Here is a 13339-nt window from a genome sequence, read left to right as displayed (position 1 = left end):
CACCCGCGGGCGGGCGTCGAACAGCTGGTACAGCCGCTCGAGGCTGGCGAGCGCGGCGTTGAGCTGGCCCGAGACGTTCGACAGCCGCCGCAGCGGGTCGAAGATCAGCGCCATCGCGGTGAAGAAGCTCATGAACTCGCCGACGCTTTTCTGCCCGTCGAGGATCTGCTGGCCGCCGTAGAGCAGCACGCCGAGGAAGCCCAGCGCCGCCAGCACGTCGATCGCCGCCGGCAGCGCCGCCTGGCCCACCTGCGCGGTGCGCTGGGCGCGGAAGAAGCGTTCGACCGCCTGCGCGAAGCGGTCCGCCTCGTGCGCCTCGAGGCGGTTGACCTTGATCGCGGTCATGCCGTGGAAGATCTCGTCCAGGCGGGTGGAGATCAGCGCCGACGCCTGGCGCGCGGCGCGGCTGCGGGCGCGGATCAGCCGCTGCAGCGCCACCACCGGCAGCACGATCACCGGCACGCCGACGAACACCAGCAGCGCCCAGACCCAGTCGATCCACAGCACCACGGCGAGCAGCGACACCAGGCTGACGCTGTCGCGGCCCAGCGTCATCAGCGCCGTGGACGCGGCCTGCTGCAGCGCCTGCGCGTCGCCGCGCACCCGCTCGATCAGCCCGCCGGGGGCGTTCTTCAGGAAAAAACCGGTGTCCAGCGACAGCAGGTGCGCGGTCAGGTCGCGCTGCATCCGGGTGATCACCTTCAGGCCGGTGGTCACGACGATGGTGCGCTGGAAGAAGCCGGCGACGGCGCGGGCGGTGAAGATCACGAACACCGCGCCGACGATCAGCCCCAGCGCGCCGGCCTGACCGTCGACGAACACCCGGTCGAACATCGGCTTGACCATGTAGCTGAGCGCGCCGAGCATGCCGCCCTCGATGCTCATCAGCCCCAGCGCCAGCAGCAGCCGCGGCAGGTGTGCGCGGACATAATCTGACCAGACCCGGCGCAGCAGGCCCGTGGGGGCGGTGGGGGTCATGGCTTACTCGCGGCGCAGCAGCGTGCTGTTGAGGAAGGCGGCCGAGCGGCCGGGACGGAAGCTTTCGGCCAGCGCCTGCGGGTCGTAGTGCCGGTCGACCCAGTCCAGGAACGGTGTCGGCGTGCGGGCGTCGAAACGGCGGTAGGCGTCGAGGAAGTGGTCGAGGATGCCGGCGTCGGAGCGGCGCAGGTGCAGGTTGCGCAGCCGCAGGTGCCGGTGCGCCTGCTCGGGCGTGCCGCCGTGCAGCAGCACATAGAGCGCGGCGGCGAAGCCGGCGCGGTCGGCGCCGGACTTGCAGTGCATCAGCAGCGGCGGTTCGGCGCGCGCGAAGATCGCGTTCAGCGCGTGGATCTGCTCGGCGGTGGGCAACTTGCGCGAGGTCATCGGAAAGTCGACCAGCGTCAGGCCGGCGGCGGCGCAGGCGTCGCGCTCCAGCGCATAGGCGCCCTGCGAGTTGGCGCCGCGCAGGTTCAGGATCGTGCGCACCCCCTGCCGCGCCAGCGAACGCAGCTGCCGCGGCGAGGGCTGGTTCGAGCGCCAGACCCCCGGCGCCACCGGCGCGCGGTTGGTCCAGAACCGCCGCAGCAGCCCGTGGTCGGCCAGGTTCATGTGCAGGTGCGCGTTCAGCCGCGCGCCCGGCCGCGCCACGCCGTCGCGCCAGCTGGCGCGCCAGGCGCGCCGCCGCTGTCCGATCCACGCCAGAGGAGAGGTCATCGCCGCCCTTCCCTTGCCGCGCCGCGCCCCCGGCGGCGGGTGCCGCCGGGCGGGCGTCAGTGCAGCAGCCCGTCGAGATCGTACTTGCCGTCGCTCAGCAGGCCGAACATCTCGCCGACCTCTGGGTGGTCGACGGGCTCGCCGGTCTCGTCCCGCACCAGGTTCTGCTCGGAGACGTAGGCGACGTAGTACGAGGTCTCGTTCTCGGCCAGCAGGTGGTAGAACGGCTGGTCCCTGGACGGCCGGTTCTCGGCCGGGATCGCGTTGTACCATTCCTCGGTGTTGCTGAACACGGGATCCACGTCAAAGATCACCCCCCGGAAGGAGTGGACGCGGTGACGGACCACCTCGCCGATGGTGAACTTTGCGTGCGACGTCTGCATTTCGAAACCTGTAAGGGTGTGCTTCATTCCTAGACCTTGATGGCATCCGAGTCCATATCGGCCCGGAACCCCGCGATGGCAATGGGCGGGACCGGAAAATGTACGGCGGGCAGGAGTTTCCATGGCGCTGATCCTCGAGGTGCTGCAGATCGTGGCGCCGGTGTTCCTGCTGGCCGGGATCGGCTGGGGCTGGGTGCGGATGGGGCTGTTCTACGACGTCGAGTTCGTCACCCGGCTGGCGATGAGCCTGGCGATGCCCTGCCTGATCTTCACCGCGCTGATGCGCACCGAGATCGACCCCGCCCGGCTGCGCGACGCGGCGCTGGCGACGGTGGCCGCCTATGGCGCGGTGGCGGTGGCGGCGGCGGCGCTGCTGCGCGCCGCGCGGCTGAGCCAGCGCACCTTCTTCGCGCCGATGACGTTCGGCAATACCGGCAACCTGGGTCTGCCGCTGGCGCTGTTCGCGTTCGGCGGCGCCGGGCTGGACTATGCGGTGGTGATCTTCGCGATCATGACGGTGATCTATTTCAGCATCGGCCTGTGGGTGGTGTCGGGCAACGCCAACCCGGCCCGGGTGCTGCGCGAGCCGATGCTGTGGGCCAGCCTGCTGGGCGGGCTGTTCCTGGTGCAGGGCTGGACGCTGCCGGACTGGTCGGTGAACGCGCTGGAACTGGTCGGGCAGATCGCGATCCCGATGATGCTGATCACGCTCGGGGTGGCGATTTCCCGCCTGCGGCCCGGCGGCGTCGGCCGGGCGCTGTGGCTGTCGGCGGTCAAGCTGGTGCTGTGCGTCGCCGTCGGCCTGGGCACCGCGCGCTGGTTCGGGCTGGAGCCGCTGGCCACAGGCGTGCTGGTGCTGCAGGTCAGCACGCCGGTGGCGGTGACCTCGTTCATGCTGGCCGAGAAATACGGCGCCGACTCGGACGAGGTGGCCGGCATGGTCGTGGTCTCGACGCTGATCGCGGTGCTGGCGATCCCGGCGCTGCTGGCGGTCTTTATCTGAGGGTTCCCAAGACGGCCGGTTTTTGGCATCCTGCCGGCATACAAGTGCACCAAGGCACGGATCGAGCAGTCATGACCAAATCAACGGCGCGGCCCATGTCCCGCTATGCCCTTCTGCTGCTGCTGGTGGCGCTGACGGCGTGTGCGGGCGCCAGCCAGGGGCCGCCGGACAACGTCGAGAACGCCTGCGAGATCAAGCGCGAGCGGCCAAGCTGGTACCGGGCGATGAAGGCGACCGAGAACCGCTGGGGCGTGCCGGTGCACGTGCAGATGGCGACGCTGTACCAGGAAAGCACCTTCCGGCCCCGCGCGCGCACGCCAAGGACCTTCTTCCTGGGGTTCATCCCCACCGGGCGGGTATCCTCGGCCTACGGCTACGCGCAGGCGATCGACGGCACCTGGGACTGGTACCGGGACGAGACCGGCCGCCGCTCGGCCAGGCGCGACCGGTTCTACGACGCCTCGGACTTCATGGGCTGGTACATGTCGAAGACCACGAAGCAGTCCGGCGTCGATCCGGCGGACGCCTACCGGCAGTACCTGGCCTATCACGAGGGTCACGCCGGCTTTGCGCGCGGCAGCTATACCGCCAAGCCCTGGCTGGTGAACACCGCCGCCCGGGTCCAGGCGCGGTCGACGAAATATTCCGAGCAGTTGCGGTATTGTCCCTGAAACGTACCCAATCGCGGTTCGAGACCTTGAATCGCGGCCGGTTCGGCATGAAGTAACCCCGAGTCACGGACCCCGGGGAGTCGCATGGACAGGTTGAGCGAGATGGAGGCCTTCGTCGCGGTGGTCGACCAGGGCGGCTTCACCGATGCGGCGCGGAAGCTGGGGATGTCGAAATCGGCGGTGTCCAAGCACGTCTCGGCGCTGGAGGCGCGGCTGGGCGCGCGGCTGCTGAATCGCACCACCCGCCGGGTGAACCCGACCGAGATCGGCCTGGCCTATTACGACCGCGCCACGGTGGTGCTGTCGGGGGCGTCCGAGGCCGACGAGATGGTCAACGCCATGCAGACCGCGCCGCGCGGCGCGCTGCGGGTGTCGACACCGGTGAACTTCGGCATCAGCCAGATCTCGGGGCTGGTCGGCGAGTTCCTGAAGGAATTCCCCGAGGTCTCGGTCAACATGGTGCTGGAGGACCGGTTCGTCGAACTGGTCGCCGAGGGCTTCGACGTGGCGATCCGCATCGGCCACCTGGAGGACAGCAGCCTGCGGGCCCGCAAGCTGACCGAGACTAGCGCCTATCTGGTGGCGAGCCCGGAGTACCTGCGCGCGCACGGCACGCCGGGCAGCATCGACGATCTGTCCGACCACACGCTGCTGCACTATTCGCACCTGTCCACCGGCAACTTCTGGCGGCTGAAGTCGCGCAACGGCGGCGAGCGGCACGTCCGCGTCGGCGGCCGGCTGACGGCGAACAACGGCGAAAGCCTGCGCCGCGCGGCGGAAAGCGGGCTCGGCATCTCGCTGGTGCCCGCGTTCCTGCTGGGGGATTCGCTGCACAGCGGCCGGCTGGTGCGGCTGCTGCCCGAGCTGGAGCTGGACCCGCTGGGCATCTATGCCGTCTACCCGCCGGGGCGCTACACCCAGCCCAAGCTGCGGGCGTTCATCGATTTCCTGGCCGAACGGCTGAAGGGCCGGGGCCCCGATGACTGGCCGATCTGAGCAGATATGAAATAGTTCATGCTTGCGCCCTTTACTAATACGCTGCAGCGCACCATTCTTTTTGTGCACTGCAAAAGCCTGCCGGGCGGTCCCGCGGGACGGGCCGGAACGGCGTTTTTCTGGTAGAACGAGGAAAGTCATGGAACTTTCATCGCATATGATCCTCTTCGCCCGCGTGGTCGAAAAGGGCAGCTTCTCTGCTGCCGCGCGCGAAATCAGCCATTCGCCGTCGGCGGTCAGCAAGCAGATCGCCGCGCTCGAGGACCGCATGGGGGTCCGGCTGCTGACCCGGACCCAGCAGGGCATCAGCCTGACCGAGGAGGGCCGCGCGTTCTATGACCGCTGCGCCGAGGTCGCGCAGACCGTGTCCGAGACGCAGGAGCTGCTGGAATCGCTGTCCGCCAGCCCGCGGGGCAAGCTGCGCGTGTGCGCCACCGTCGCCTTCGGCAAGGCGCAGATCCTGCCGATCCTGCCCGATTTCCTGGCCAGGGTGCCGGATCTGAGCATCGATCTGGAGCTGACCGACCGCAGCGCCGACATCTTCACCGAGGACATCGACGTCGGCATCCGGTTCTCGGAGCAGATCGACAGCGCCCAGGTGATCGCCCGCAAGCTGGCGCCGAACCGGCGCATCTTCGTCGCCGCGCCCGGCTACGTCGCCCGGCACGGCCTGCCGAAGGCGCCGGCCGACCTGGCCGACCACAACTGCCTGCGGCTGTCCACGGTCGAGAAGTGGAACGAGTGGAAGTTCGGCAAGGGCGACAGCGCCCACAGCGTGCGCGTCACCGGGAATTTCGAGGCGAACAGCGCCGACGCCGTCTACCACGCCACCCTGGCCGGGATGGGAATCAGCCGGATCTCGACCTATCTGGTCAACGACGACATCGCCGCCGGGCGGCTGGTGCACGTGCTGCCCGAGCACGTGCAGACCAGCTCGGCGATCTATGCGATCTATCCCGAACGGCGGAACATGGCGCCGAAGATCCGTTCGTTCCTCGACTTCCTGACCGGCCATTTCGGCAAGGTCCCGCCGTGGGAGCGGCAGCCGCAGCAGGCCAGCGCCTGAGCCCCAGCATTGCGCCCGGCATTGCGCCCGGCATTGCGGTTGTGACGGCAGGGAACAGCGGCTTTTCCCAATCGGGTACGGACAGGCGCGGGCGCTTTGGCTAAAACGTAGAAGTCGCTTCGGCGACATGCCCGTTCCGGGCATTTCCTCCCTAGACTTGGGGCCGCGTTTCGACGCGGCCCTTTTTTTGCGTCGCGGGCACCGCGCTGCGGGACATTCCTGCTGCAGCGCAACAGTGTTAGCGCAGCACCGCCTCGACGCGGCGGTTGCGGGCGCGGCCCGCGTCGCTGGTGTTCGGCGCGCGCGGCGCGAGGAAGCCGGCGCCCTGCGCCTCGAGCCGGCGGCCGTCGATGCCGAATCGCTCGACCAGCACCGTGCGCACCGCCGCCGCACGCGCCCGCGACAGCGCGATGTTGGCGGCCAGCGTGCCGGTGTCGTCGGAATGCCCGACCAGCATCAGGCGCAGCCCGGGGTCCGCCCGCAACGCCGCGGCCAGCGGTTCCAGCGCCGCGGCGGCGGCGGCGTCCGGACGCCTTGCGCCGGGGGCGAAATCCACCCCGTCAAGCACCACGCGGCCCTGACTGCGAAGCGCCTTCAGCAGCGGGCTGTCGTCGGGCGCGCCGGGTGCTGGGGCGGTTTCGGGCGCGGTTTCGGGCGGGGCGGCGCCGGCGGCGACCGGTCGGGCTGCCGCGTCGGACGCATCCCCGGAGGGATCGCCGGTCGCGGCCGCCCCTGGCGGCACCAGGGCCGGGGCGGGGGCGGTGCCGGGCGTCGCCTCGATCGCCTGGACCCAGCCGCCGCCCTCGCTCCGGCTGATCAGCAGGTTCAGGTGCGCCGGCGCCGGATCGCCGCGCCGCGCCGACAAGGCGTGGAACGCGGTCAAGCTGACCTCCATCGCCGGCGGCGGCAGCACCCGCGTGCCGATACGGTAGTCGAAGCCGCCGCAGTCGGCCGCCGCGCAGTCGAGCAGGATCTCGAACCCGGCCTGCTCCAGCTGCCGGCGCAGCGCGCGCGCCAGCGCCAGCGGCCCCGGACCGCCGTCGGGCAGCCGCCAGGCGCGCAGGTGGATGCGGCCCTCGAGCGGCAGGGCCGGGGCGGCGCCCGTCCCGAACCGGCCGGTGGGCAGCGCGTAGCGGCCGGGATCCTCGACCGAATCGTGAGTCGCGACAGCGCCCGCGGGCAGGCTCAGCGGCGTCTGCGCCGCGGCTGCCCCGCCGAGCGCCAGTGCCAGCAGCAGCACGGCGCGCGCCGGGGTCATTCCGCCGCCTGCCGGTAGTGATAGCGCGCCACCGGCCGCATCCCCAGCGCGGCATAGAGCGCGTTCGCCGGCGCGTTCGCATCGGTGACCGCCAGCGCCAGCGTGCCGGCGCCGTGGCCCTGCGCCCAGCGCGCGGCGGCGGCAAGCAACCGCCTGGCGTGGCCCTGCCGGCGCAGCGCCGGCGGCACCTCGACCGCGTGGACCATCGCCAGCCCGCGCCACGCCGCGACGAAGGCGACGCCCGCCGGCTGGTGGTCGGCCCGCGCCAGCAGCCAGCAGCGCGGTCGGGCCGCCCGCGCCATCACCGCCAGACGCGCCGGGCCGATGCCGCCGGCGGCCCAGAGCTCGGCCATCACCGTCAGCGGGAAGTCGCACTGGCAGACCCGGTGCCGCGGATCAGTAGCCGCAAGCGCCGCCACCGGCGCGGCGTGGATCGTCACCGGATCGACCCGCCGGTAGCCGCGCGCGTCCAGCGCCGCGTCCAGCGCCCGCTGGTCCGGGCGCAGCATGAACAGCGGTGTCTGCCCGGCCGCGCGCATCGCCGATTCGGCGGCCGCGATGTCGCCGCCCGGCGCGCGCGCGGTCGCCGCCGTCACCCGCTTGCCGGCGCCGGGATCGAGTCGCAGCGTCCAGCCGCGCAGGTCCCGGCACCGCCGCGCCGGCCAGGTCCGCTCCATCGCCTCGAGGGCCGTCGCGGCGTCGGGAAGAAGGGAGGAGATGCTGTCCTGCACGGGGTCCGGCGTTCCTTTCGCGGCGATCATGGCGGCGTCGGCGGTGCTTTGCCAGACCTGCCGCGCGTGTCGCGAAAGTTTCATTTGACGCGGGCCGGCAATGTTGACATGTTACCGCTAACAGCACCATGCAGCCACGCGCTTCGAGGTGCAGTGCCGGGGCGACCCGGCGGATCAGGGGGCGCGGCCTTATCAGGGCCTTGGCCGTTGCCTTCTTCTGCAAGGGGTGCCTCGTGCGGCTCTCCCCGGACACATCCCTTGCAGGGCCCATCCTGCGCCATGGCGTCACCCTTGCAGGACGCGCCTGAGCGTGTAGTTAGTCGGGCGCGCCTTCCTTGATGCAGGGCGCGCCCGATACGTTTCGGCCAGGCGCCGGATCAGAGAGTCGAGGAAAGGATCCCAGATGACGATCAAGGTAGCGATCAACGGATTCGGCCGCATCGGCCGCAACGTGCTGCGGGGGCTGGTCGAAAGCGGGCAGACGGACGTCGAGGTCGTGGCGATCAACGATCTGGGCCCGGTCGAGACCAACGCCCACCTGATGCGCTATGACAGCGTGCACGGCCGCTTTCCCGGCAAGGTGACGGTCGACGGCGACACCATCGACGTCGGCCGCGGCCCGATCCGCGTCACCGCCGAGCGCGATCCCAAGGCGCTGCCCTGGTCGGACGTCGACATCGCGCTGGAGTGCACCGGCATCTTCACCGCGCGCGACAAGGCGGCGCTGCATCTGGAGAACGGCTCGAAGCGGGTGCTGATCTCGGCCCCCGGCGCGGACGCCGACAAGACCATCGTCTATGGCGTGAACCACGACAGCCTGACCGCCGACGACAAGGTGGTGTCGAACGCCTCGTGCACCACCAACTGCCTGGCGCCGGTCGCCTATGTGCTGCAGAAGACCTTCGGCATCGACCACGGCTACATGACCACGATCCACAGCTACACCGGCGACCAGCCGACGCTGGACACGATGCACAAGGACCTGTACCGCGCCCGCGCCGCGGCGCTGAGCATGATCCCGACCTCGACCGGCGCCGCCAAGGCCGTGGGCCTGGTGCTGCCGGAACTGAAGGGCAGGCTGGACGGCTCGGCGATCCGGGTGCCGACGCCGAACGTCTCGGTCGTCGACCTGAAGGCGGTGCTGTCGAAGTCGGTCAGCGCCGAAGAGGTGAACGCCGCGATGAAGGCCGCCGCCGAGGGCGAGCTGAAGGGCGTGCTGGGCTACGAGGAAGGGCCGCTGGTGTCGTCGGACTACAACCACGATCCGCGCTCGTCGATCTTCGCCGCGCCACAGACCAAGGTGCTGGAAGGCACGATGGTGCGCGTGCTCAGCTGGTACGACAACGAGTGGGGCTTCTCGAACCGGATGCTGGACACCGCGCGGGCGATGGCCAGGCTGCTGTGATCGCCGGGCCTTCCGCCCGATAGATCGATTTTTAGGCATCCGGCGCCGCGCGCGCCGGGTGCCGTTCACGCCTCCTCAACCTTCCGGCGCGATACCTCGTAGCGGACCGCGGCCGGGGCCGCGCAGCAGGCGGGGGCGAGGTGAGCGGACAGGCATCCCAGACGGACGGCGCACCGGCGACACCGGTGCGCATCGCGCTGCCGGCCCGGGTCAACCTGGCCGCCGCCGACGCGCTCGGCGCGCAGCTGCGCGCCGCCGGCGCCGGGCCGGTCGAACTGTCGGCCGAGGCGGTGGAGCGGATCTGCACCCCGGCGGTGTTGTGGCTGGTCTCGGCGATCCGCGCCCGGCCCGACGCGCCGATCCGGGTCACCGGCGCCTCCGATCCCTTCACCGACGCGTTTTCCGACCTCGGCCTGTTCGCCGACCTGATGCGGCTGGAGTTCGCGTCATGAGCCGGATCCTGGCGGTCGACGACACGCTGGCGCTGCGCGCCATGCTGACCGAGTGCCTGACCCGCGCCGGCCATCTGGTGACCACCGCCGGCGACGGCGCCGAGGCGCTGGAGCGGCTGCGCGCCGACCGGCCCGACCTGGTGATCACCGATCTGAACATGCCGCGCATGGACGGGCTGGACTTCATCGCCGCCGCCCGGCAGGAGCCCGTCGGCCGCGGCCTGCCGATCCTGCTGCTGACCTCCGAAACCGCGCCCGAGCTGCGCCGCCGTGCGCGCGCGGTGAAGGCGACCGGCTGGCTGCAGAAGCCGTTCGAGCCGAAGCGGATGCTGTCGCTCGTGGCGCAGCTGGCGTGAGTCGGGCGATGGACGACGAGGACGATTTCCGCACCCTGTTCTTCGCCGAGGCGCGCGAACTGCTGGACGGCTTTCAGGGGCAGCTTGCGGCGCTGGAGTCCGGCGACGGCGACGGCGACACGGTGCACGCCGCGTTTCGCGCGGTACACTCGGTCAAGGGCGGGGCGGCGGCGTTCGGTTTCGACGTCCTGGTGGGGCTGGCGCACGAGGCCGAATCGGTGATGGACGCGCTGCGCGGCGCCGGCCGCGCCCCCGACGCGGCGCTGCTCTCGCACCTGATGCGGGCGGGCGACATGCTGACCCGGCTGCTGGATGCCGCCGAGACCGGCGGCAACGTGCCCGCGGCCGAGCTGGAAGACCTTTGCAACACGCTGCGCGCGGAGCTGCCGACGGATCCCGCCGGAGCGTTCGAGGACGCGCCGGGCATGGCGGAGCCCGACATGCCGGACGCGGCGGACCCGGACCCGGAACCGCGCCGGGTGCGGATCTCGCCGGGTCCGGACTTCTTCGAGGCGGGGCACGACATGCTGCTGCTGATCCGCGCGGCGCGGAACCACGGGCTGTGCGCGGTGGCGGTGGCGGGCGATCTGCCGCCGCCGGACCGGTTCGATCCCGCCGAATGTCCGCTGTCCTGGACGCTGACCTTCGACGACAGCGCGCCGGAGCTGGACCGGTTCCTCGAGATCTATGCCGACACCGCCGAAATCGCCGGGCCGGATCCGGCGGCGGCCGCCGCGCCCGCACCCGCCGCCGCGCCCGCCGCAGCGCCGTCCGCCGCGCCCGCCGCCGGGCCTGGGGCCGCCGCGGTGCCCGGCCCGCCGGCGCCGGCCGCCAGCCTGCGGGTCGAGACCGTGCGCATCGACCGGCTCGTGAACCTGGTCGGCGAGGTGCTGATCGCGCAGTCGGTGATGGCGCAGCGCATGGCCGAAACCGAGGTGCGGCCGGGCAGCGACCTGCACCGCGCGCTGGACGCGATGAGCCGCCAGCTGCGCGAGATGCAGGCGCAGGTGATGGCGATCCGCGCGCAGCCCGTCGCCGTCGCCTTCCGGCGGATGCCGGCGCTGGTGCGCGATCTGTCCGCGAAGCTGGACAAGAAGGTGCGGCTGTCGATGGACGGCGAGCATACCGAGGTCGACGCCACGGTGATCGCCGAGCTGGCCGATCCGCTGACGCACATGATCCGCAACGCCATGGACCACGGCCTCGAGCCGCCCGAGGCCCGGCGCGCCGCCGGCAAGCCCGAGCAGGGCCGCATCCGGCTGTCGGCGAAGCACCGGGGCGATCATGTCCGCATCACCGTCGAGGACGACGGCGGCGGCATCGACCGCGACCGGGTGCTGGCGCGGGCGCTGGAGCACGGCATCCTGGTCCCCGGCGACCGGCCGAGCCCGGAGGACATCGACAACCTGATCTTCCACCCCGGCTTTACCACCGCCGAGACGGTCTCGGCGGTGTCGGGGCGTGGCGTCGGCATGGACGTGGTGCGCCGGCGGATCGTCTCGCTCGGCGGCCGCTGCAGCCTGGCCAGCACCCCCGGTCTGGGAACCCGCGTCACGATTGCGCTGCCGCTGACGCTGGCGGTGATGGACGGCATGACGGTGCGCGTCGGCGCGCAGAAATACGTCCTGCCGCTGTCCTCGGTGGTCGAGGCGGTGGGCCTGGACGCGGCGGCGCGCCCGGGCCGGCTGCCGGACGGCGCGCCGATGCTGGAGCGGCGCGGCGCCTATCTGCGGCTGGTCAGCCTGCGGCGCGCGCTGGGCCTGCCCGGGGCCGACCCGGACGCCGCCGTCGCCGTGGTGATCGATGCCGAGGATGCCGGCCGCATCGCGCTGGCGGTGGACGAGCTGATCGGCCAGCGCCAGGTGGTGCTGAAGTCGCTCGAGACGAACTACAGGAAGGTGCCGGGGGTGTCGGGCGCGACGATCCTGGGTGACGGCCAGGTGGCGCTGATCCTCGACCTGCCGCGCCTGCTGGCGCCGGCCGCCCGCGCCCCGGCGGAGGCCCTGACATGACCGCGATTCCGAACCCCGAGGCGCGCGCCGAGCTGCGCCAGTTCGTGACCTTCCGCGCCGCCGGCGGCGCCTATGGCGTGCCGATCACCTCGGTCCGCGAGATCCGGCAGTGGGCGCCGGTCACCGCACTGCCGGATCAGCCGGCGCACACCTTCGGCCTGCTGAACCTGCGCGGCACCATCGTCCCGGTTCACGACCTGCGCGTCCGCTTCGGCGCGCCGCGGGTCGAGCCGACGCCGGAGCATGTCGTGGTGATCGTCTGGATCGGCGGCCGCACCGTGGGCGTGATCGTCGATTCGGTGTCGGACATCCTGGCGATCCCGGGCAACCGGATCCGCCCGGTGCCGATGGCGCCGGCGGGGGGCGTGGCGGCGATGGTCTCGGGGCTGGTCCCCGCCGCGGGCGGCGAGATGGTCGCGCTTCTGGACCTCGAGGCGGTGTTCCCCGAATGCACAGATCCCGGCCCATGACGCTGTGCCTGCCCGCCGAGGCGCCGGCCCTGTCGGAGCGCGAGTTCACCCGCGTGGCGCACCGTATCGAGCGCCTTGCCGGCATCGTGCTGGAGCCGCACAAGCGGCCGATGCTGGCCGCGCGTCTGGCCCGGCGGATGCGGCATGGCGGGCATCGCGGGATCGGCGCCTACATGGACATGATCGACCGCGGCTCCGACCGTGCCGAGGTGCAGGGCTTCATCGACGCCCTGACCACCAACCAGACCGGAATGTTCCGCGAGCCGCATCATTTCGCGCATCTCGAGCGCGTGCTCGCGGCGCGTACCGATGCGGCGCCGCTGCGGCTCTGGTCGGCGGGCTGCGCCAGCGGCGAGGAGGCGTTCTCGATCGCGCTGACCGTGGCCGCCGCGCGGGGCCGGCTGGCGCTCGACGACCGGATCCTGGCAACCGACATCGACAGCGCGATGATCGCCCGCGCGCGGCGCGGCGTGGTGGCGGCCGAGCGCTGCACGGGGCTCGAGCCGCGCCATGCCGCGCAGCTTGGCCGGGCCGCCGGGGGCGGGCGGCAGATGCCGCCGCAGCTGCTGGGCGCGATTCGCTTCCGCCGGCTGAACCTGCTGGAGCCGTGGCCGCTGCAGGGGTATTTCGAGGCGATCTTCTGCCGCAACGTGATGATCTATTTCTCCGCCGCGACCCGGGCCGCGCTGGTCGACCGCCTCGCCGCGCGGCTGGTGCCCGGCGGCCATCTGTACCTGGGCCACGCCGAGCTGCTGCTCGAGCGTCATACGATGCTGCAAGCCTGCGGCAAGTCGGTCTACAGGCGAGTGGAGGGCGCATGACCAGACAGACCCGAACCCGATCC

15 protein-coding genes are annotated in these 13339 nt (G+C 71.6%); 10 read left to right on the top strand and 5 right to left on the bottom strand.

The genetic code is table 11. The features are described 5' to 3' along the window. The 3 genes from GE300_RS22900 to hspQ form a co-directional block, all read right to left on the bottom strand. A partial coding sequence (locus tag GE300_RS22900; protein ID WP_267905426.1) for an ABC transporter permease occupies positions 1-978 on the bottom strand: 978 nt, incomplete at its 3' end. Between the two features lie 3 nt (positions 979-981). Continuing rightward, positions 982-1692, bottom strand: coding sequence for a fused DSP-PTPase phosphatase/NAD kinase-like protein (locus GE300_RS07590; protein ID WP_154445952.1), 711 nt, complete (start codon positions 1690-1692; stop codon positions 982-984). A gap of 56 nt (positions 1693-1748) precedes the next feature. Further along, a complete protein-coding gene (gene hspQ, locus GE300_RS07585) occupies positions 1749-2075 on the bottom strand; it encodes a heat shock protein HspQ (RefSeq protein WP_154445951.1) in 327 nt (108 codons plus the stop codon). Between the two features lie 121 nt (positions 2076-2196). Between hspQ and GE300_RS07580 the strand changes: the two genes are divergently transcribed. The 4 genes from GE300_RS07580 to GE300_RS07565 all read left to right on the top strand — a co-directional run bounded on the left by GE300_RS07580 (position 2197) and on the right by GE300_RS07565 (position 5811). Beyond that, positions 2197-3078 carry an AEC family transporter gene (locus GE300_RS07580; protein WP_154445950.1) on the top strand — a complete coding sequence of 294 codons (882 nt, stop codon included), beginning with the start codon at positions 2197-2199 and terminating at the stop codon, positions 3076-3078. A gap of 95 nt (positions 3079-3173) precedes the next feature. Then, positions 3174-3749, top strand: a complete 576-nt coding sequence (locus tag GE300_RS07575; protein WP_154446127.1) for a transglycosylase SLT domain-containing protein — start codon at positions 3174-3176, stop codon at positions 3747-3749. 84 nt (positions 3750-3833) lie between these two features. Further along, the gene (locus tag GE300_RS07570) at positions 3834-4745 is read left to right on the top strand and encodes a LysR family transcriptional regulator (RefSeq protein WP_154445949.1); all 912 of its coding nucleotides are present in this window, start codon (positions 3834-3836) and stop codon (positions 4743-4745) included. Between the two features lie 139 nt (positions 4746-4884). Then, a complete protein-coding gene (locus GE300_RS07565) occupies positions 4885-5811 on the top strand; it encodes a LysR family transcriptional regulator (protein ID WP_154445948.1) in 927 nt (308 codons plus the stop codon). Between the two features lie 238 nt (positions 5812-6049). On the opposite strand, the gene GE300_RS07560 is transcribed toward GE300_RS07565, so the two are convergent. Beyond that, complete coding sequence (locus tag GE300_RS07560; RefSeq protein WP_154445947.1) at positions 6050-7069, bottom strand: OmpA family protein; 1020 nt, start codon at positions 7067-7069, stop codon at positions 6050-6052. Continuing rightward, a complete protein-coding gene (locus GE300_RS07555) occupies positions 7066-7884 on the bottom strand; it encodes a GNAT family N-acetyltransferase (protein ID WP_233416861.1) in 819 nt (272 codons plus the stop codon). The genes GE300_RS07560 and GE300_RS07555 overlap by 4 nt, the downstream gene beginning before the upstream one ends. A gap of 319 nt (positions 7885-8203) precedes the next feature. Here GE300_RS07555 and gap point away from each other — a divergent pair, with 319 nt between their 5' ends. The 6 genes from gap (at position 8204) to GE300_RS07525 (ending at position 13316) form a co-directional block, all read left to right on the top strand. After that, positions 8204-9205, top strand: a complete 1002-nt coding sequence (gap, locus tag GE300_RS07550) for a type I glyceraldehyde-3-phosphate dehydrogenase (protein WP_154445946.1) — start codon at positions 8204-8206, stop codon at positions 9203-9205. A 140-nt stretch (positions 9206-9345) separates the two neighbouring features. Next, positions 9346-9657, top strand: coding sequence for a hypothetical protein (locus GE300_RS07545; protein ID WP_154445945.1), 312 nt, complete (start codon positions 9346-9348; stop codon positions 9655-9657). After that, a complete protein-coding gene (locus GE300_RS07540; RefSeq protein ID WP_154445944.1) occupies positions 9654-10013 on the top strand; it encodes a response regulator in 360 nt (119 codons plus the stop codon). Before GE300_RS07545 ends, GE300_RS07540 begins: the two co-directional genes overlap by 4 nt. A gap of 8 nt (positions 10014-10021) precedes the next feature. Beyond that, positions 10022-12025, top strand: a complete 2004-nt coding sequence (locus GE300_RS07535; protein WP_154445943.1) for a chemotaxis protein CheA — start codon at positions 10022-10024, stop codon at positions 12023-12025. Then, positions 12022-12495 (top strand): chemotaxis protein CheW, encoded by a 474-nt coding sequence (locus GE300_RS07530; RefSeq protein ID WP_154445942.1) that lies wholly within the window; start codon positions 12022-12024, stop codon positions 12493-12495. The genes GE300_RS07535 and GE300_RS07530 overlap by 4 nt, the downstream gene beginning before the upstream one ends. Continuing rightward, entirely contained in the window at positions 12492-13316 is an 825-nt protein-coding gene (locus GE300_RS07525; protein WP_233416860.1) for a CheR family methyltransferase, read from the top strand. Before GE300_RS07530 ends, GE300_RS07525 begins: the two co-directional genes overlap by 4 nt. The last annotated feature ends 23 nt before the right edge of the window (positions 13317-13339 follow it).

Source organism: Halovulum marinum (genome assembly GCF_009697225.1).
GTDB lineage: Bacteria > Pseudomonadota > Alphaproteobacteria > Rhodobacterales > Rhodobacteraceae > Halovulum > Halovulum marinum.
Note: the sequence above shows the minus strand (reverse complement) of the source record. Positions and strands in the feature narration are given on the sequence as shown.